Source organism: Kineococcus sp. DHX-1 (genome assembly GCF_042473625.1).
Classification (GTDB): Bacteria; Actinomycetota; Actinomycetes; order Actinomycetales; family Kineococcaceae; genus Kineococcus.
This window is the reverse complement of record NZ_CP170445.1, coordinates 1791810-1810949: the sequence shown is the minus strand read 5'-3', so window position 1 is coordinate 1810949 and position 19140 is coordinate 1791810. Positions and strand designations below refer to the sequence as shown.

17 protein-coding genes are annotated in these 19140 nt (G+C 73.5%); 12 read left to right on the top strand and 5 right to left on the bottom strand.

Annotation, left to right across the window (positions count from 1 at the left end):
- Window positions 1-79 precede the first annotated feature (79 nt).
- Together ACFEMC_RS08680 and ACFEMC_RS08675 are read left to right on the top strand one after the other, a co-directional pair.
- Window positions 80-1324 (top strand): glycosyltransferase, encoded by a 1245-nt coding sequence (locus tag ACFEMC_RS08680; protein WP_380175473.1) that lies wholly within the window; start codon window positions 80-82, stop codon window positions 1322-1324.
- A 38-nt stretch (window positions 1325-1362) separates the two neighbouring features.
- Entirely contained in the window at window positions 1363-2295 is a 933-nt protein-coding gene (locus tag ACFEMC_RS08675; RefSeq protein WP_380175471.1) for a hypothetical protein, read from the top strand.
- A gap of 12 nt (window positions 2296-2307) precedes the next feature.
- On the opposite strand, the gene ACFEMC_RS08670 is transcribed toward ACFEMC_RS08675, so the two are convergent.
- Window positions 2308-3441, bottom strand: coding sequence for a YihY/virulence factor BrkB family protein (locus ACFEMC_RS08670; RefSeq protein WP_380175469.1), 1134 nt, complete (start codon window positions 3439-3441; stop codon window positions 2308-2310).
- Between the two features lie 157 nt (window positions 3442-3598).
- Between ACFEMC_RS08670 and glgX the strand changes: the two genes are divergently transcribed.
- From glgX to ACFEMC_RS08645, 5 genes are read left to right on the top strand one after another with little or no spacing between them, the layout of a single operon-like run.
- Window positions 3599-5740 (top strand): glycogen debranching protein GlgX, encoded by a 2142-nt coding sequence (glgX, locus tag ACFEMC_RS08665; RefSeq protein ID WP_380175467.1) that lies wholly within the window; start codon window positions 3599-3601, stop codon window positions 5738-5740.
- A gap of 14 nt (window positions 5741-5754) precedes the next feature.
- A complete protein-coding gene (treY, locus tag ACFEMC_RS08660; protein WP_380175465.1) occupies window positions 5755-8187 on the top strand; it encodes a malto-oligosyltrehalose synthase in 2433 nt (810 codons plus the stop codon).
- A 47-nt stretch (window positions 8188-8234) separates the two neighbouring features.
- On the top strand, window positions 8235-9974 hold the full coding sequence (gene treZ, locus ACFEMC_RS08655; protein WP_380175463.1) for a malto-oligosyltrehalose trehalohydrolase: 1740 nt from the start codon (window positions 8235-8237) through the stop codon (window positions 9972-9974).
- Window positions 9971-10618, top strand: a complete 648-nt coding sequence (locus ACFEMC_RS08650) for an NUDIX hydrolase N-terminal domain-containing protein (RefSeq protein ID WP_380175461.1) — start codon at window positions 9971-9973, stop codon at window positions 10616-10618. The genes treZ and ACFEMC_RS08650 overlap by 4 nt, the downstream gene beginning before the upstream one ends.
- A gap of 55 nt (window positions 10619-10673) precedes the next feature.
- Window positions 10674-11735 (top strand): HoxN/HupN/NixA family nickel/cobalt transporter, encoded by a 1062-nt coding sequence (locus tag ACFEMC_RS08645; RefSeq protein WP_380175459.1) that lies wholly within the window; start codon window positions 10674-10676, stop codon window positions 11733-11735.
- Between the two features lie 12 nt (window positions 11736-11747).
- On the opposite strand, the gene zapE is transcribed toward ACFEMC_RS08645, so the two are convergent.
- Window positions 11748-12809 carry a cell division protein ZapE gene (zapE, locus tag ACFEMC_RS08640; RefSeq protein ID WP_380175457.1) on the bottom strand — a complete coding sequence of 354 codons (1062 nt, stop codon included), beginning with the start codon at window positions 12807-12809 and terminating at the stop codon, window positions 11748-11750.
- Between the two features lie 153 nt (window positions 12810-12962).
- Between zapE and ACFEMC_RS08635 the strand changes: the two genes are divergently transcribed.
- From ACFEMC_RS08635 to ACFEMC_RS08620, 4 genes are read left to right on the top strand one after another with little or no spacing between them, the layout of a single operon-like run.
- Window positions 12963-13877, top strand: coding sequence for a sulfurtransferase (locus ACFEMC_RS08635; protein WP_380175455.1), 915 nt, complete (start codon window positions 12963-12965; stop codon window positions 13875-13877).
- A 53-nt stretch (window positions 13878-13930) separates the two neighbouring features.
- The gene (locus ACFEMC_RS08630; protein ID WP_380176690.1) at window positions 13931-14353 is read left to right on the top strand and encodes a SufE family protein; all 423 of its coding nucleotides are present in this window, start codon (window positions 13931-13933) and stop codon (window positions 14351-14353) included.
- Between the two features lie 14 nt (window positions 14354-14367).
- On the top strand, window positions 14368-15015 hold the full coding sequence (gene ribA / locus ACFEMC_RS08625) for a GTP cyclohydrolase II (RefSeq protein ID WP_380175453.1): 648 nt from the start codon (window positions 14368-14370) through the stop codon (window positions 15013-15015).
- Between the two features lie 54 nt (window positions 15016-15069).
- Complete coding sequence (locus ACFEMC_RS08620; protein WP_380176688.1) at window positions 15070-15765, top strand: RibD family protein; 696 nt, start codon at window positions 15070-15072, stop codon at window positions 15763-15765.
- A gap of 16 nt (window positions 15766-15781) precedes the next feature.
- Here ACFEMC_RS08620 and ACFEMC_RS08615 read toward each other — a convergent pair whose 3' ends face one another.
- Genes ACFEMC_RS08615 through ACFEMC_RS08605 form a run of 3 tightly spaced genes read right to left on the bottom strand, consistent with a single transcriptional unit; the run spans window position 15782 to window position 18591 of the window.
- Window positions 15782-16210, bottom strand: a complete 429-nt coding sequence (locus tag ACFEMC_RS08615; RefSeq protein WP_380175451.1) for a PPOX class F420-dependent oxidoreductase — start codon at window positions 16208-16210, stop codon at window positions 15782-15784.
- Window positions 16207-17730: a cryptochrome/photolyase family protein gene (locus tag ACFEMC_RS08610; RefSeq protein WP_380175449.1), complete on the bottom strand. Its 1524-nt coding sequence runs from the start codon at window positions 17728-17730 to the stop codon at window positions 16207-16209. Before ACFEMC_RS08610 ends, ACFEMC_RS08615 begins: the two co-directional genes overlap by 4 nt.
- A gap of 48 nt (window positions 17731-17778) precedes the next feature.
- Window positions 17779-18591: an MBL fold metallo-hydrolase gene (locus tag ACFEMC_RS08605; protein WP_380175447.1), complete on the bottom strand. Its 813-nt coding sequence runs from the start codon at window positions 18589-18591 to the stop codon at window positions 17779-17781.
- Window positions 18592-18632: 41 nt separating this feature from the next.
- Between ACFEMC_RS08605 and ACFEMC_RS08600 the strand changes: the two genes are divergently transcribed.
- Window positions 18633-19139 (top strand): hypothetical protein, encoded by a 507-nt coding sequence (locus tag ACFEMC_RS08600; protein WP_380175445.1) that lies wholly within the window; start codon window positions 18633-18635, stop codon window positions 19137-19139.
- The last annotated feature ends 1 nt before the right edge of the window (window position 19140 follow it).

Sequence of the window (19140 nt, the reverse complement as noted above, 5' to 3'; positions counted from 1 at the left end):
TGGATCGGCTGCAGCGGAACGGGTTAACAAATCTGCAACACGCCCACACGCGGTCGTCGCTGTCCGTACCGTGGTCGTCATGCCTCTCGTCCCGCGCTCCGTGCCCCGGCGCCGGGGCGACCTGCGCGTCCTCTTCGTGCAAGGGCACCTGCGCGAGAACGGCGGCCTGCGCGTCGTCAACGCCCTGGCCGACCGCTTCGTGGCCGACGGCGTCCACACCTCGCTCTTCGCCCTCGAAGACGTCGGCCCGGACGAGCAGGTCGGGCTGCCCGGTCCCGGCGTGCCCGTCCACCTCGGGGCGTCGGCGTCCCTGCCCGCCGCCCGCCGGCTCCCCGTCGCGCTCGCGAGGCTGGTCGGCCTCGCCCGCGACCACGACGTCGTCGTGTCCGGGTCGGAGATCGGCCACGGCCTGCTGGCCGCGTCGCTCGCCGCCCGCACGCTGGGCAAGCCCTTCGTCGTGCTCGCCCAGGGCGACCTCGACGCGGCCCTGGAGGCGTGGGTACCGCCCAAGCTGCGGGCCGCGACGCGGTGGGTGCACCGCCACGCCGACGCCGCGGTCGCCGTCTCCCCCGGCCTGGTCCCCGGCCTGGTCGCCAACGGCATCCCCGCCGACCGCGTGCACGTCGTCCTCAACGGTGTCGACGTCGACGCCCTGACCGAGCGGGCCACCGAGCCGAGCCCGGTGACGCTCGACGCGGCCCGGCCCTCGGTGCTCGCGGTCGGGCGCCTCACGGCGCACAAGGGCTTCGACCTGCTCCTGCGGGCCTCGACCCGCGTCCGCGCGGCCGGTCTCGACCACGAGCTGGTCGTCGTCGGGGAGGGCCCGGACCGCAGTGCCCTGGAGGCGCTGCGCACCGAGCTCGGCGCGGACCACGTCCGGCTGCCCGGGTTCGTCGAGAACCCGGCGCCCCTGCTGGCCCGCGCGGACCTGCTCGTGTCGTCCTCCCGCACCGAGGCCATGCCGTTGACGTTGCTGGAGGCCCTCGCCCTGGCCGTCCCCGTCGTGGCCACCGACTGCTGCGAGGGGTCGCGACTGCTCCTGGACGACGGCCGCCACGGGGCGCTCGTCGCACCGGAGTCGGTCGACGCCCTCGCCGACGCGCTCGCCGCGCACCTCACCGACCAGCGCCCGCTGCGGCACGCCGCCGCCGGCGGGCCGTCCTTCGCCCGCGGTCTCGACCCCCGGCGGCTGGCCCGCCGGCACCTCGAGCTGCTCTCGGCGGTGGCCCGCAGGCCGCTGCCCTCCTTCGCGCCGCTGCCGCTGGGGACGGCCGACCCGCGCACGCGGTCCGGCCAGGACCCGACGCTCGGCACGAACGCCTGACCGACCTGCACCACCCCCGATCCGAGGAGTCTCCTGCTGTGCGCGCGCTCGACCTGCTCCGCCTGTCCACCACGAGCTCGACGCAGCGTGCCCGACCGGCCGGGGCCCCCGGGGTCTCCCTGGTCCGGCGCGCCCGTGGCGCCCTGAGCACCGCCGCGACGACGGTGCGCACCGACGTTCCCCGCCGCCTCGAGGAGCGGACGACGGAGGCGGCGCTGGCGGGCTTCCTGACCGACTACGTCTCCGACCGCGAGGAGAAGGCCGCGGACGGCAGCGGGCACGCGCTCCGCTTCGCCGCCCGCAACCCGCTGTCGACGGCCGCCGCGGTCGTCGCGGTCCTGCGGCTCCCGGTGCTGCCCGCGCACCTGGGGACCGGTCCCGCGGCCGACGTCCTGCGCCGCACGCTGCTCACCCGCCACCTCGGCGGGATGCCGGTCGCCTCCACCGGCGTCGCCGTCCTCGATGTCCCGGTGGACCCGGCGGAGTACGTCGTCGGGGCGAACCGGCAGACGCTGCGGCGCAAGGTCCGCGCCGCGCAGAAGAAGGGCGTCGGCTGGCGCACCGTGGACGACCCCGCCGAGCGGCGGGCCCTCGTCGAGCGCGCCAACGCCGCCGAGCAGGTCCACGCGGACACCCAGTACCGCAACGCGGCGCCGGACAACGCCGACCTGCTCGAGCACGACCTGTGGCTGGTGGCGACGGACTCCGGCGGCGAGCCGATCATGCTGTCGGTGACCCCGGTCGACGGGGAGTGGGGTCTGCTGCGCTACTTCCGCACCCTCGGCGCCTCCCCCGCGCACAGCGACGCCCGGTACCTGCTCATGCCCGCCCTCGTCGACGCGCTCGCGGCGCGCGGCGTCCGGTACCTCACGGACTCCACCCCGCCGCCGCAGCTGTCCAACGGCCTGCGCCACTTCCAGCGCATGGTGGGGTACCGCTACGCGCGCGTGAAGGTCAGCGACCGGACCTGACCGGGGCGTCCCTCAGGGGACCCAGCGCCGCCGCTCGGCCGCCTGCACGCGGGCGTCCTCCCGGGCGGCGGCCTTGGTCGGGTCCGGCCAGACCCGGTCGACGGCGGAGTTCAGCGCGGCGCCGATGAGCACGGTGATGGCCAGGAAGTAGAACCAGATGAGCACGACGATCGGCGCGGCCAGCGGCCCGTAGATCGACGTCGAGGCGCCCGCGACGGAGAACGACAGCGCGCGGCGCAGCACCCACGAGATCGCCAGCCACCCCAGCAGGGCCAGCAGCGCCCCCGGCACGTCCCGCCACCAGCGCGACCGCACCGGTGTGGCGAGGTGGTAGAGCGTCGCGAGGCAGAAGACGGACAGCACCAGCACCACCGGCCAGTACAGCGTCGTCAGCCAGCGCAGGTGCAGCGGCAGCCACTCCCCGAGCAGCTGCGGGCCGATGAGGACCAGCGGCACGACGACGACGCCCACGAGCAGCGCCACGAGGTACGTCGACAGCGACAGCAGCCGGGTCCGCACGATGCCGCGGTGGCCCCCGAGGCCGTACATGATCGCGATGGTGTCGACGTAGACGTTGAGGGCGCGCGAACCCGACCAGACGCTGACCGCGAACGCCAGGACGGTCAGGTCCGCCCGGCCGCCCGTCGTCACCGAGTCGAAGGTGGGCAGGATGACGTCGGAGATGGCCTGGGAGGTGAAGAAGGCCTCGGTGACGCGTGTCAGCTGCCCGCGGGCGGCGTCGACGTCGTCGGCCCCGAGCCAGCGCCCCAGGTAGCCCAGGCTCGCCACGAGCCCGAAGACGAGCGGCGGCAGCGACAGCAGGGCGAAGAACCCGCCCTCGGCGGCCAGCCCCGTGACGCGGAAGCGCATGCAGGCCTCGACGGTGCCGACCGTCAGCGCCCGCAGGTCGCGCCACGGCTGGCGCAGCGCGCGCCACACCCGCGGGAGGCGCGACCGCCGGGTGCGCCGCACCTGGACGGTCACCTCGGGAGCCGGCTCCCCAGCGGTGCCTGCGCTCGTGTCTGCGTCGGTGGTCAGGGCGCCGGGGCTCGCGGTCGCGTCCTCCGAGCGGGCCACGTCCATGGTCTCCTCGTCGCTCTCCTCGTGCCGGGGGCGCCCACCCGGACGGGAGGGGTCCTCGGGCACCCGTCCACCGTAACGGGCCACCCCGGCCACGACGGACCGCCACTCCGGGGTCTCCCAGGAGGTGGCGGGGGGCGTCTACCGACATGATGACCACGCACCACCGCAGGACCCGCCCACCGACACGACGACCTTCGAGACCGCTGGAGGGACTCCCCCGATGCAGATCTGGCCCGGACGGCCCTACCCCCTGGGCGCCACGTACGACGGCGCCGGGACGAACTTCGCCCTCTTCTCCGAGGTCGCCGAACGGGTCGAGCTGTGCCTCATCGACGCGGACGGGACGGAGCACCGTCTCGACCTCCCCGAGGTCGACGGCTTCGTCTGGCACGCCTACCTGCCGGGCGTGCAGCCCGGCCAGCGGTACGGCTACCGCGTGCACGGCCCGTTCCACCCCGAGAGCGGCGCGCGCTGCCAGCCCGAAAAGCTCCTGCTCGACCCGTACGCCAAGGCCGTCGAGGGCCAGGTCGACGGGGACGAGTCCCTGTTCAGCTACCACTTCGACCGGCCCGGTGAGGTCAACGACGACGACTCGCTCGGGCACACCATGCTCTCGGTCGTCATCAACCCCTACTTCGACTGGGGCAACGACCGTCGGCCGGGTCACGAGTACCACGAGTCGGTCATCTACGAGGCCCACGTCAAGGGTCTGACGATGCAGCACCCCGACGTGCCCGAGGAGATCCGCGGGACGTACGCGGCGATGGCGCACCCCGCCGTCATCGAGCACCTCACGTCGCTGGGCATCACGGCCGTCGAGCTCATGCCCGTGCACCAGTTCGTCCAGGACACCCACCTCGTGGACAAGGGCCTGACGAACTACTGGGGCTACAACACGATCGGCTTCTTCGCCCCGCACAACGCCTACTCCTCCACCGGCCAGCAGGGCCAGCAGGTGCAGGAGTTCAAGTCGATGGTGCGCGCGCTGCACGAGGCGAACATCGAGGTCATCCTCGACGTCGTCTACAACCACACGGCCGAGGGCAACCACATGGGCCCGACGCTGTGCTTCCGCGGGATCGACAACCAGGCGTACTACCGCCTCGTCGACGAGGACAAGAAGCACTACTTCGACACCACGGGCACGGGCAACTCGCTGCTCATGCGCTCGCCGCACGTCCTGCAGCTCATCATGGACTCGCTGCGGTACTGGGTGACCGAGATGCACGTGGACGGCTTCCGCTTCGACCTCGCCTCGACCCTGGCCCGTCAGTTCCACGAGGTCGACCGCCTCAGCGCGTTCTTCGACCTCGTCCAGCAGGACCCGGTCGTGAGCCAGGTCAAGCTGATCGCCGAGCCCTGGGACGTCGGCGACGGCGGCTACCAGGTCGGCGGCTTCCCCCCGCTGTGGACGGAGTGGAACGGCCGCTACCGCGACACCGTCCGCGACTTCTGGCGCGGGGAGCCCAAGACCCTGGGCGAATTCGCCAGCCGCGTCAGCGGTTCCTCGGACCTGTACGAGCACTCGGGGCGCAAGCCCATCGCCAGCATCAACTTCGTGACCGCCCACGACGGCTTCACCATGCGCGACCTCGTCTCCTACAACGACAAGCACAACGACGCCAACGGCGAGGGCGGGGCGGACGGCGAGAGCCACAACCGGTCCTGGAACTGCGGCGTCGAGGGCGAGACGCAGGACGAGGAGATCATCGCGCTGCGGGCCCGTCAGCACCGGAACCTGCTGACGACGCTGCTGCTGTCCCAGGGCGTGCCGATGCTCCTGCACGGCGACGAGCTCGGCCGGACTCAGAACGGCAACAACAACGTCTACTGCCAGGACAACGAGACCTCCTGGATCGACTGGAAGCTCGACGCCCCCCAGCGCGAGCTGCTGGAGTTCAGCCGACGCGTCGTCGCGCTGCGCCGGCAGGAGCCCGTGTTCCAGCGCCGCCGGTTCTTCGCGGGGGACGCCGAGCACGGCGGCGAGTCCGAGGTCGGCGACATCGAGTGGTTCTCCAACGAGGGCACCCCGATGACCGACGCGGACTGGGGCGACGCCTCCAACCGCACGGTCATGGTCTTCCTCAACGGGGAGGCCATCCCCGAACCCGACCGCCGCGGCGAGCGGATCGTCGGCGACTCCTTCCTCGTCCTGTACAACCCGTGGCACGAGACGGTGGAGTTCACCCTCCCCGAGGAGGCCTACGGCGACGACTGGCGGCCGCGCCTGGACACGGCCGACGACCAGGTCGGCATCATCTCGATCTTCACCGAGGAGTCGGCGTTCTCGCCGGGGGCCAAGCTGCCCGTCGCCGCCCGCTCCGTGCTCGTCCTGGCCCGAGAACCTCTGGGAGACAAGTGACCTACCGTCCCGCGGTGGTGCCCACCGGCACCTACCGCCTGCAGATCCAGCCCGCGTTCACCTTCGACGACGCGGCCGAGCAGGCGGAGCACCTCGCCGCGCTCGGGGTCTCGCACGCCTACCTCTCCCCCGTGCTGGCCCCCGCGACGGGGTCCACGCACGGGTACGACGTCGTGGACCACTCCCACCTCAACCCCGAGGCCGGTGGACGCCCCGCGTTCGACCGGCTGACGCAGGCGCTGCGCGCAGCCGGCCTCGGCGCGGTCGCGGACGTCGTGCCCAACCACGTCGCCGTCCCGACGCCCGCCAGCGACAACGCCCAGCTGTGGTCGGTCCTGCGCGAGGGTCCCGGGTCCCCGTTCGCCTCGTGGTTCGACGTCGACTGGTCGGTCCCGGACCGGGCGATCCTCATGGCCGTCCTGGGCCAGCGGATCGGTCAGGTGCTGGCGGCCGGGGAGCTGTCCCTGGACCGCTCCGGCGACGAGCCCGTCCTGCGCTACTACGACCACGTCTTCCCGGTCCGGCCGGGCACGGAGGACCTGCCCCTGGAGCAGCTGGTCGACCGCCAGTGGTACCGCCTGGCGCACTGGCGGGTCGCCGACGAGGAGCTGAACTACCGGCGGTTCTTCGACGTCGACACCCTCGCCGCCGTGCGGGTCGAGGACCCCGAGGTCTTCGACGCGACCCACCGGCTGCTGCTGGAGCTCGTGCACGACGGGTCCCTGCAGGGCCTGCGCATCGACCACCCGGACGGCCTGGCCGACCCGCGCGGGTACCTCGAGCGCCTCGCGGCCGCCACCCGCCAGGGTGACGCCAGCGCCTGGGTCGTCGTGGAGAAGATCCTCGAGGGCGACGAGCTGCTGCCGGTCGACTGGCAGTGCGCGGGCACCACCGGGTACGACGCCCTGCAGCGCATCGGCGGCGTCTTCCTCGACCCCACCGGCGCCGAACCCCTCTCCACCGCCTACGCGGCGGTGACGGGGACAGGGACCCCGTTCGCGGCCGTCGTGGAGGAGGCCAAGCGCGAGGTCGTCGAGAACGGCCTGTACGCCGAGGTCCACCGCCTGGTGGAACTGCTGGCGGGCATCTGCCACGACGACGTCAACCTGCGCGACCACACCCGCCGCGGGCTGCACGAAGCCGTCGTCGAACTCCTCGTCGCCGTCGAGCAGTACCGCGCCTACGTCGTGCCGGGCGAGACGGCGCCCCGGGACGCCGTCGCCGTCCTCGACCACGCGGCGGCCACCGCCCGCACCCGGCTGCCCGCCGAACGCCACGACACCCTCTCCGTCGTCGTGGACCTCGCGCTCGGCCGGGCCGGTGCGGGTGACCCCCGCGCCGCGGAGTTCGTGGTCCGCTTCCAGCAGACCTGCGGTCCGGTGATGGCCAAGGGCATCGAGGACACCGCGTTCTACCGCTGGTTCCGGCTCAGCTCCCTCAACGAGGTCGGTGGCGACCCGACGCGGTTCGGCACCTCCCCCGAGGAGTTCCACGCGTTCGCGGCGCGCCTCGCGCACGACTGGCCCGCCACGATGACGACGCTGTCCACGCACGACACGAAGCGCAGCGAGGACGTCCGCGCCCGGTTGTCGGTCCTGTCGGAGTTCGCCGACGAGTGGGCCGCCGCGCTCACCACGTGGCGCGACCTGGCCGCCGGGCACCGGGCCGCCGAGCTCGACGCCCGCACCGAGCTCCTGGTGTGGCAGACGGTCTTCGGCACCTGGGGCACCGCGGGGCCGATCGCCGCCGACCGGTTGCTGGCGTACCTGCAGAAGGCCACGCGGGAGGCGAAGGACCACACGACGTGGACGTCGCCCGACGAGGCCTACGAGGCGGCGGTGGAGGCGTTCGCGACGGGTGTGCTGGCCGACGAGGCCGTGCTGACCGCGGTCGGCGAGTTCGTCGCCCACACCGGCCAGGCCGCCCGGGTCGCGGTCCTCGGGCAGAAGTTCGTGCAGCTGCTCATGCCGGGTGTCCCCGACGTCTACCAGGGCACCGAGGTCGTCGACCTGTCCCTCGTGGACCCCGACAACCGCCGGCCCGTCGACTACGCCGACCGGCGGCGGCGCCTGCGGGCGCTCGACGACGGTTCGGCACCGGCGGACCTGGACGACGAGAAGCTGCTCGTGGTCTCGCGTGCGCTGCGGGCCCGACGGGACCACCCCGCGGCGTTCGCGGGCGGGGACTACTCCGCGGTGCCGACGTCCAGCGGGAACGCCCTGGCGTTCGCACGGGGCGCGGCGGACGCACCCGAGGTCGTCGCCGTCGCGACCCGGTTGCCGGTGTCGTTGCAGCGCAACGGGGGCTGGGGCGAGCACACGCTGACGCTGCCCGAGGGACGCTGGCGCAACGTCCTGGCGGGCGACGCCGTCGTCGAGGGTGGTGCGGTGCGCATCGCCGACCTCCTGTCCGACCTGCCGGTGGCGCTGCTGGTGCGCGCCGGCTGACGAACCCTCCGGTCGCCGGGCGCCCGCACTTCGGACAGGCTGTGGCCATGCAGTTCGGAGTGTGGGCGCCGCGTGCGCGTGAGGTGGAACTCGTCCTCGACGGGACGGCGGTGGCGCTGCAGCCGACCGGCTCTCCCCGGGAGGGCTGGTGGTCGGCCGAGGCCGACGCGGCCCACGGAGCGCGGTACGCGTTCCGGCTCGACGGCGGCGAGGAACGTCCCGACCCGCGCACGGGGTGGCAGCCCGGGGGCGTCCACGCGGCGAGTGCGGTGGTGGACCCCTCGACGTTCACCTGGACCGACCAGGACTGGGCCGGCCGGGACGTGCACGGGGCCGTGTTCTACGAACTGCACGTGGGGACGTTCACCCCCGGGGGGACCTTCGCCGCGGCCGTCGGGCACCTGGACCACCTCGTCGACCTCGGTGTCGACGTCGTCGAGGTCCTGCCCGTCTCGGCGTGGGACGGGCCGTGGAACTGGGGGTACGACGGCGTCGCCCCGTACGCCGTCCAGCACGAGTACGGCGGTCCCGACGGTTTCGCGGCCTTCGTGGACGCCTGCCACGCACGGGGTCTCGCCGTGGCGCTCGACTGCGTCTACAACCACCTCGGGCCGAGCGGGAACTACCTCGGGGAGTTCGGCCCGTACTTCACCGACAAGCACGACACGCCCTGGGGCGCCGCGGTGAACCTCGACGACACCGGGTCGGTCGAGGTGCGCCGCTGGATCTGCGACAACGCCCTGCGCTGGTTCCGCGACTTCCACGTCGACGCGCTGCGCCTGGACGCGGTCCACGCCCTCGTCGACGACTCCGACCGGCACGTCCTGCAGCAGCTCGCCGACGAGACCGCGGAACTGTCCGCGCAGCTCGGCCGGCCCCTCGGCCTGGTCGCCGAGTCCGACCTCAACGACGCCGTCATGGTGACTCCCACCGCTCAGGGCGGGCGCGGCATGACCGCCCAGTGGGACGACGACGTCCACCACGCGCTGCACGCCTGGCTGACGGGTGAGCGGCAGGGCTACTACGCCGACTTCGGCGACCCCGAGGTCGTCGCCACCACCTTCGAGGAGGCGTTCTTCCACGCCGAGCGGTTCTCCACCTTCCGCGGGAAGGAGTGGGGGAAGAAGGTCGACCGCGCCGCCGTGCCGGGCACCGCGTTCCTGGGGTACCTGCAGACGCACGACCAGGTCGGCAACCGCGCGGTCGGCGACCGCATCGGGCACCTGCTCTCCCCCGCCCGCCAGGCCGCCGGCGCCGCCCTGTACCTGCTCGGCCCGTTCACCCCGATGGTGTTCATGGGCGAGGAGTGGAACGCCTCGACGAAGTGGCAGTTCTTCACGAGCTTCCCCGACCCCGAACTGGGCAAGGCGGTCAGCGAGGGGCGCCGCGGGGAGTTCGGTCAGCACGGCTGGGACGCCGAGGACGTGCCCGACCCGCAGGACCCCGCCACCCGCGAGGCCTCCGTGCTCCGCTGGGACGAGGTCGACCGTGACGGGCACGCCCGCATGCTCTCCTGGTACCGGACGCTGACGGGTCTGCGGCGCTCCGTCCCGGCCCTCGCCGACGCCGACCTCCGGCAGGTGCGCGTCGACGTGCAGGGCAACGCCCTCGTCCTGCACCGCGGTGACCACCGGGTCGTCGTGACGCTGGGCGGCGGGGCGGACGTCGACGTCGAGGGCACGCCGGTCGAGGTGGTCGCTGCGTGGACGGAGGGCGCGGAGCCTGAGCTGCTCGGCGAGGGCGTCCGGACGCCGTCCGAGGGTGTCGTCGTGGTCCGCGTGGCGTGAGCGAACCGTCCGACCTGGTACGCGCGGCGGCGGTGCGCATCGCAGCACTGGCCCAGGACGGGCTGACCTACGCCGTCGGGGACGCGGCCAAGGACTACGACGCCGCTCGCTACCGGGAGCTCACCGAGCTGGCCGCCGACCTGCTCGCCGCCGTCTCGACGTCCCCGCGGGAGGTCCTGCGGGCCGTGCTGGACGCCGACACCGGGTACGCGACGCCGAAGGTCGACGTGCGCGCCGGCGTGCTGGACGAACAGGAGCGCTTCCTGCTCCTGAGGGAGCGCTCCGACGGGCTCTGGTCGTTGCCCGGCGGCTGGGCCGATCCCGGTGACCGGCCGGGGCCGGCCGCCGAGCGCGAGGTGCTCGAGGAGACCGGCTGGCCCGTCGAGGCCGTGAAGGTCGTCGGCGTGTGGGAGCGCGACGCCCGCGGCAAGCAGCCGCCCATGCCGGTCAGCGTCTTCCACCTGTACTTCCTGTGCCGGGTCACGGGCGAGCGGGTACCGCCGAGCGAGCTGGAGACCCTCGAGGTCGGCTGGTTCGGGCTGGACGAGCTGCCGGAGCTGTCCGGACGCCGGATCAACCGCTGGGAGCTCGAACGTCTGCTCGCCCACCACCGCGATCCCACGCTCCCGACCGAGTGGGACTAGTCGGGGTCTAGTCTCAGCTGTTGCAAGTGACCCGCAACAGGCTGGAGCCCTCGACGTGCGCTGGACCCGCGACGACTCGCGCAGACTGCTGCGCCTCCTCGGCGTCGTCCTGGCGCTCCACGTCGTGGGGTGGGGCGTGCTCGGCCTCTTCGTCGTCCCGCACGGCTACTCGGTGGGCCAGCAGGTGTTCGGCTGGGGGCTCGGTCTGACGGCGTACGTCTTCGGCGTCCGGCACGCCTTCGACGCCGACCACATCGCCGTCATCGACGGCACGACGCGCAAGCTCACCGGCGACGGGCAGCGACCGCTGTCGGTGGGGTTCTGGTTCTCCCTGGGCCACTCGACCGTCGTGTTCGCGATGGCGGTCGTCGTCGCCACCGGGGCCCGGTTCGCCTCCTCGCTCGTGACTGACGGGTCCGGGGCGCACGACGCGCTCGGGGTGTTCGGGACCTCGGCCGCCGGGGTCTTCCTGTGGGTGATCGGCCTGGTGAACCTCGTGTCCCTCGCCGGCATCCTGCGGACGGCGCGGCGGCGCCGGCGCGGCGAGCTGGACGACGCCGCCCTGCAGCAGCGCCTCGCCCTGGACGGCGCCCTGGCGCGGGTGCTGCGCCGGTTCACCTCCAAGATCCGCTCCCCGCGGCAGATCTACCCCGCGGGTCTGCTCATGGGGCTCGGGTTCGACACGGCCACCGAGGTCGCCCTCCTGGTCCTCGCGGGGACCGCGGCCGTGACCCTGCCCTGGTACGCGGTCCTCGTGCTGCCCGTGCTCTTCACCGCCGGCATGAGCCTGTTCGACACCCTCGACGGCGCCTTCATGAACCTCGCCTACGACTGGGCGCTGGCGAACCCGTTGCGGCGGTTGGCCTACAACGGTGTCGTGACGGGAGTCTCGGTCGCCGTGGCGCTCGGCATCGGCACCGTGCAGCTGACGTCCGTCCTGCACGAGGAACTCGGGCTCGGCGACGCCGTGACGACCTGGGTCTCGAACCTGGACACCGAGTACGTCGGCTACGCCGTCGCCGGCCTGTTCCTCGCCGTCTGGATCGCGGCCCTCGTCTGGTGGCGGGCCACGAACCGTTCGGCCGGCCCGCGGCGTGCGTCCCACGAACCCGTCTGACGGAGCTGCGGGTCAGCCCGCGAGCGCGGCCCCGTCGCGGGCCAGGGCCGACAACCGCGAGACGGCACGCAGGTACTTCTTGCGGTAGCCGCCGCCGAGGAGCTCCTCGGTGAAGACACCGTCGAACGGCACGCCGGAGGCGACGACGGGGATGTCCCGGTCGTAGAGGCGGTCGGCCAGGACCACGAGCCGCAACCCGACCATCTGGTCGCTCACGGTTCCGACGCCCTGCAGGCACACCGCGGACGTCGAGCCGACCATCGCGCCGTACCGGCTGGGGTGGACGTCGGCGAGGTGGGACAGGACGCGCGAGAACGTGTCGAACGTCGCCCCCTCCCGGCCGGCCGCGACGCGGCGCACGTCCTCGTCCGACAAGGGTGCCGGGGCGGCGGGCAGCCCGCGGTGGCGGTAGTCCTCCCCGTCCACGCGCTGGACGGCGAACTGACCCGCGAGCGCCTGGATCTCGCGCTGGAAGTCCTGCGCGGCGAAGCGGCCCTCGCCCAGCGCCCCGGGCAGCGTGTTGGACGTGGCGGCCAGCCGGACCCCGCGGTCGACGAGCTCACGCATGAGGCGGGACATGAGCACCGTGTCGCCGGGGTCGTCGAGCTCGAACTCGTCGATGCAGACGAGGTGGTGGGGTGCGAGCGCCTCGACGGCCGGCAGGAACCCGAGCGCCCCGACGAGGTTCGTGTACTCCACGAAGGTGCCGTAGGCCGCCGTCCGGCCGCCCTCGGTGACGACCTGGTGGTAGAGCGAGGACAGCAGGTGGGTCTTGCCGACGCCGAAGCCGCCGTCGAGGTAGATGCCGGGCGGGCCGGACGGGACGCTGCGGCGGCGGAACAGCCCCTTGCGCCCGGAGTCCCCGCGCACCACGGCCTCCCCGAACGCGGACATCCCCGCGACGGCCTCGGCCTGCGACGGGTGCTCCGGGGAGGGCACGTAGGTGGAGAAGCGCACGTCGGCGAAGCGCGGCGGCGGCACCAGCTCGGCGACCAGCTGTTCGGGCGGCACCCGGGGGTTGCGGTCGGCGAGGGAGTCCAGTCCGGCGTCGGGCCGCGAGGGGGAACCGGTCACGACCGGCCAGCGTAGTGAACACGCGCCGGCGGCGCCCGGCAGGTCTGGCAGGATCACGGCGCTGGCGGGAACGAAGACCGCGCCTCCTCGGTTGAACGGGGAGCTGCGGTGGCCCGGACCGCCACTGCCCGCCGACCCGCTGGAGGACCGACCGTGAGCACGCCGCTGGACACCGACGCCAAGCTCGCCGCCTACGCGCACCCGGAGAAGCTCGTGACGACGGCCTGGCTGGCCGAGCACCTGGGCGAGGACGGCCTCGTGGTCGTCGAGAGCGACGAGGACGTCCTGCTGTGGGACACGGGCCACATCCCCGGCTCGGTGAAGGTCGACTGGCACACCGAGCTGAACGACTCCGTGACGCGCGACTACGTCGACGGTGAGGGGTTCGCCCGGCTCATGGCGGCCAAGGGCATCTCCCGCGACGACACCGTCGTGGTCTACGGCGACAAGAACAACTGGTGGGCCGCGTACGCCCTGTGGGTGTTCACGCTGTTCGGCCACCCCGACGTGCGCCTGCTCGACGGCGGTCGCGCCAAGTGGATCGCCGAGGGCCGCGAGACGACGACGGAGGCGCCGCAGCGCCCCACGACCGACTACCCGGTGATCGAGCGCGAGGACGCCGGGATCCGCGCGTTCAAGGAGGACGTCCTCGCCCACGTGCAGGCCCCCGGTGGCGGCAAGCTCGTCGACGTTCGCTCCCCGCAGGAGTACACGGGCGAGCGCACCCACATGCCCGACTACCCCGAGGAGGGGACCGTCCGCGGGGGTCACATCCCGGGCGCCGACAGCGTCCCGTGGGCCCGCGCGGCCGCGGAGGACGGGACGTTCAAGTCGCGCGAGGACCTGGAGGCCATCTACCAGGGCGAGAAGGGCCTGGCGCCGGACGACGACGTGATCGCCTACTGCCGCATCGGGGAACGCTCGAGCCACACGTGGTTCGTCCTGTCCCAGCTGCTCGGTTTCGGCCAGGTCCGCAACTACGACGGTTCCTGGACGGAGTGGGGCAACGCCGTGCGCGCGCCGATCGCGAAGGGGCCCGAGAAGGGTTCCGTCGGGACGTCCGCGTGAGCAGCGCTCCCGACGACCTCGACTCCGCCCCGACCGCCGGGCTGCCCGCGTCGATGGCGGAGATCGTCGAGGACTTCCAGGCCCTGCCGGACCGCGAGCGGCTGCAGCTCCTGCTGGAGTTCAGCCAGGGTCTGCGACCCCTGCCGGCCGAGTTCGAGGGGCACCTCGAGAAGATGGAGCGCGTCGACGAGTGCCAGTCGCCCGTCTTCATCTCCGTCGAGGTCGACGGCCAGGACGGCGACTCCCCCGTGCACCTGCACGTCTCCGCGCCGCCGGAAGCACCGACGACGCGGGGTTTCGCCGGGGTGCTGCAGGAGGGTCTCGAGGGCCTGCCTGCGCAGGTCGTGCTGGACCTTCCGGGTGACGTGTGCCACCGGCTGGGTCTGGACCAGGCGGTCAGCCCGCTCAGGATGCGCGGCATGACCGGGATGCTGGCGCGGGTGAAGCGCCAGGTGAGGGTCGCGACCGCGACCTGACGGAGGGAACGCACGTGACAGATCTCCAGGAGTCGAACAGCGAGCTGCTGGGGCACCACCCGTCGTTGCCGGTGGTCCGGGTCGGCGAGGCGACGTTGCCGACCACGTCGGGCACCTTCCGCGCGGTGGCCTACCGCCAGGCGGACGGGGCCGAGCACCTCGCCCTCGTCACCGGGGAGGTCGGCGACGGGCACGAGGTCCTCGTCCGCATGCACTCCGAGTGCATGACCGGCGACGTGCTGGGCTCGTTGCGCTGCGACTGCGGTCCGCAGCTGCACGCCGCCCTGGAGGCCATCACGGCGCAGGGTCGCGGCATCGTCCTGTACCTGCGCGGGCAGGAGGGCCGGGGCATCGGCCTGGCGGAGAAGATCGCCGCGTACGCCCTGCAGGAGCAGGGACGGGACACCGTCGAGGCCAACCTCGACCTGGGGCTGCCCGTCGACGCCCGCGACTACACCGGCGCGGCCGCCGTCCTGCGCGACCTCGGGGTGCGCGACGTCGAGCTCATGACGCACAACCCGGTGAAGGTCGAGGCGCTGGAGGCGCACGGCGTCCCGGTCGTCCGCCGGCGGGACCTGCCCGTCGCGCCCACGAGCGACAACCTGCGCTACCTGCGCACCAAGCGCGACCGGATGGGGCACCGCCTGCCCGGGGTGGGCTGAGCGGTGACCGTCGACGCGCGACCGCCCGCGGGGGCGGCCGGGTCGAAGGGGGGCCTGGACGACTGGGCCGCGCTGCTGGAGCTGGCGCGCGAGGAGGACCCCGTGCTGGTCGCCGCGGGCCTGCACGCCCGGGCGGGTGGTGAGCTCGTGGACCGCTACGCGCCGCTGCTGCTGGCGGGTCGTCGCGGGGTCGTCGCCCAGCTCGGCCAGAGCCTGGACGGCTGCATCGCGACGGCGTCGGGCGACTCCGCCTTCGTCACCGGGGACGCCGACCGGGAGCACCTGCACCGGTTGCGCGCCCTCGTCGACGCGGTCGTCGTGGGGCCCGGGACGGTCGACGCGGACGACCCGCAGCTGACCGTGCGGGCCGTGAGCGGGCCCAACCCCGTCCGCGTCGTGCTGGACCCGCGGGACAGCCTGCGCGACCGTGCCGTCCTGGCCGACCCGGCGACGGTGCACGTGCGCGGTGACGTCGCGCGGGACCCGTCCGCCGTGCTCGCCCTGCTGCGCGCACGGGGGCTGCGGCGGGTGCTCGTCGAAGGCGGCGGCGCCACGGTCAGCCGGTGGGTCGACGCCGGTCTCGTCGACCGGCTCTTCCTCACCGTCGCCCCGCTCGTGGTCGGCCGCGGCGGCCGGCGGGGGCTGGCCCTGCCCGACGTCGAGCCGCTGCGGGACTGCCTGCGTCCCCCCGCCCGTCGGCACCTGCTGGGCGAGGACGTCTGCTTCGAGCTGGACCTGCGCGCCGGCTGACGGGGGCTGCGGGCCGTCAGCCGGTGACGGTGAGCGCCACCGCGACACGACGGCCCGTCATCCGGCCCCGGCGCTGCAGGAGGGACTCGACCTTGCCGAAGAGCTGGAACTGCACGCCGTACTTGTCGGCCAGGACCCGTTCGACCTCCGGCAGCCGGTCGTCGGGCAGGACCTCGGCGGTCCCGTCGACCGGCCGGCCGTGCGGTTTGCCGCGCCGGCTGCACGGGGCCAGCAGGACGTGCGGCTCGCGCCGGATGCGCTTGACCTTGCCGGTGCCGTCCTGGGTCACGAGCACGAGCCGGCCGTCGCCCAGCGGGGCCGCCCACACGGGGGTCGGCACCAGGCGGCCGTCCTTGCGGAACGTCGTCAGCAGGACGTAGGACGTGCCGGCGAGCAGTTCCGCCACCCGGTCGGTCCGTTCGGCCTGGTCAGCACGGTCGGTCACGGTGGACCACTCCCTCTCTCGGCCTCCTGGTGCAGCACGCCGTCGAGGTCGCGCAGCCGGTCCAGGCCGCGCAGGGCCTGCGTCATCCGCCGGTTCCCCTCGAGCTGTTCGCGGTGCCCCGCCAGGAAGTTCCAGTAGCCGGCGGTGAACGGGCAGGCGTCCTCGCCGACCCGCACCTTGGGATCGTAGCGACAGCCCCCGCAGAAGTCGCTCATCCTGTCGATGTACGCGCCGCCGGAGGCGTAGGGCTTCGTGGCCAGCACACCGTGGTCGGCGTGCTGGGACATGCCGACCACGTTCGTCGTCATGACCCAGTCGTAGCCGTCGACGAAGTTGCGCCAGAACCAGTCCGCGAGGTCGGCCGGGTGGTAGCCCCGCTGCAGGCCCCAGTTCCCCAGCACCATGAGCCGCGGGATGTGGTGCACCCACCCCTCGTCGCGGACACCGGCGAGCACGTGGTGCAGGCAGTTCGCCTCGACCGCGTCCGCGTCGAGGTCGGCGAACCACTGCGGGAGCTCGGTCCTGGCGCCCAACGCGTTGCGGCGCTTGTAGTCCTCACCCAGGTGCCAGTACAGGTGCCAGGTGTAGGAGCGCCAGCCGACGACCTGCCGGACGAAACCCTCGACCGAGGCGAGCCGGACGTCGTTCTCGCGGCCGTGCTCCTCGGCCTTGCGAGCGACCTCGACGGGGTCGAGCAGTCCGAGGTTCATGGGGGCCGACAGCAGCGAGTGCGACATCCACGGGTCCTGCGCCATCATCGCGTCCTCGTAGACGCCGAACTGCTCGAGCCGGTCGGTGAGGAAGCGCCGCAGCCCGCTGAGCGCCTCGCGGCGCGTCACGGCGAACCGCCGGGGTCCGTCGACGCCGGTGAAGTCCACGCCCTCGTCCCGTTCCCAGCGGTCGAGGTCGGCGCGGACCTCCTCGTCGATCTCGTCCTCGGTCGGCCACCAGGGTTCGCGGACGTCGAGCGCGGTCCGCTTCTTGGGCGGGCCCTCGCGGTTGTCGTGGTCGAAGTTCCAGGTCCCGCCGACGGGCTTCTCGCCGTCCATCAGCAGGCCGTGGTGACGGCGGACGTCGCGGTAGAAGTCCTCCATCAGCAGGCGCTTGTCGCCGCGCTGCTCCGCCCAGTGCGCGAACTGGCCCTCGGAGACGACGAAACCGCGGGAGGCGAGGACCTCGACGTCGTCGAGGCGACGGACGAAGCGCCGAGCGACGTAGGAGGTGGGGTCGCACACGCTGACGGGTTCCCCCACCTCGGCCAGGCCCTCGCGGTAGGTGCGCGCGCGGACGAACACGGCCTGGTCCCCCAGCTCGGCGGCCCGGTGCCGCAGGGCGGACAGGATGAGGTGCGCCTTGCGGCGGTGGAAGCGGCCGCGGCGGAAGACGTCCACGGACTCCACCAGCAGCACCGGCTGGCGCGGGGCGTCGAGGAAGTGCGGACCGAGCTGGTCGGCGAACAGCCAGCGCCGGGTGTCCGGGGACCGTTCCGGCAGCGGCGTCGGCTCGTCAGGGGTCGGCACGACCTCACTCTGACGAGCGCCGGCCCCGTCGGCACCTCGGAACGGGTGTCAGAACCAGGCGGTCTCGCCCGGCTCGACGCACCGCACGACCGACCCGAGGCCTCGTCGGGCCATCTCGCCGGTGAAGTCGGACCGGGGCGAACGGAAGACCCCGTAGTCGTCGTGGTGGACGGGGACCGCCGCGACCGGCCGGACGAGCTCCACGAGGTCGGCCCCGGCCACCCCGTCCATCGTGACGACCAGGCCCCGCGGCGACCCGGGCGGCAACGTCGTCCCGCCCAGGTGCAGCACGGCGAGGTGCAGGTCGGGGAAGCGTCGCGGCAGCTCGCGCAGCTCGGGGACGAGGAGGGTGTCCCCCGAGACGTAGACGCGGCGCTGCACGGGCCCGCCGACGGCCCCGAACTCCAGCACGCTGCCCATGACGGGTGGGAGCAGCACCTGCAGCGGGCCGCGGGCGTGCCGGCCCGGGACGGCGGTGACCCTCACCTGCTGCCCGCCGGCCACGAGGACGTGCTCCCCCCACGTCCCGAGCCCGTGCACGTCCTCGAAGCCGTACCGGCGTTCGAGGCGGGTGCGGGCGTGCGGGGTCGTCAGGACGGGGACGGACGCGTCCAGCCCCCGGCGGGCGACCCGGTCGAAGTGGTCACCGTGCAGGTGCGACAGCACGATCCCGCTCAGCGGCGGGAGGTCCTCGACCGCGAGCGCCGGCTCGGTCCGCCGCCGCGACACCATGCCCTTTCCCAGGTACGCGTACTGGCCGGCGTGCAGGAAGTTCGGGTCGGTGAGCAGCGTCAGCGGCCCCCACCGCAGCAGGACGGTGGCGGTGCCGATGAAGGTGAGCGCGAGGCGGGGGCTGTCCACCCCGGGGGGTTACCCGCTCCGGGCCCGGGTAGTCGCCCCGTGTGGACGAACTCGCCCCGCACGACCTGCTGACCGTCTACCTCGGCGACCACCTGGCCGGTGCGAGCGCCGGCCTGGCCCGGCTGGCCCGGGCCGCGCGGGCGCACGCGGGGACGGAGACCGGCCGGGCCCTCGCGGTGCTGCACGCCGGGGTCGTCGAGGACCGGCGCGAGCTGCTGCGGTGGATGCGGGTCCTCGGCGTGCCGCGGCGGCGCCACCTGCAGGTGGCCGCCCGCGTCGCGGAGGCGGTGGGAGCCCTCAAGCCCAACGGTCGTCTCGTGCGGCGGTCGCCGCTGCGCACCGTGGTCGAGCTGGAGGGGCTGCTCCTGGGGGTGGAGGGCAAGGCCGCCGGCTGGCGCAGCCTGCGGGAGCTGGCCGGCGCCGGCGGCCCGCTCGGCTCCCGGCTCGATCTCGAGGCCCTGGACGTCCTCCTCGAGCGCGCCGAACGGCAGGTCGAGGTCCTGGAGCGGTTGCGCCGCACCGCCGTCCGCGACGTCCTCGCCGGTTGAC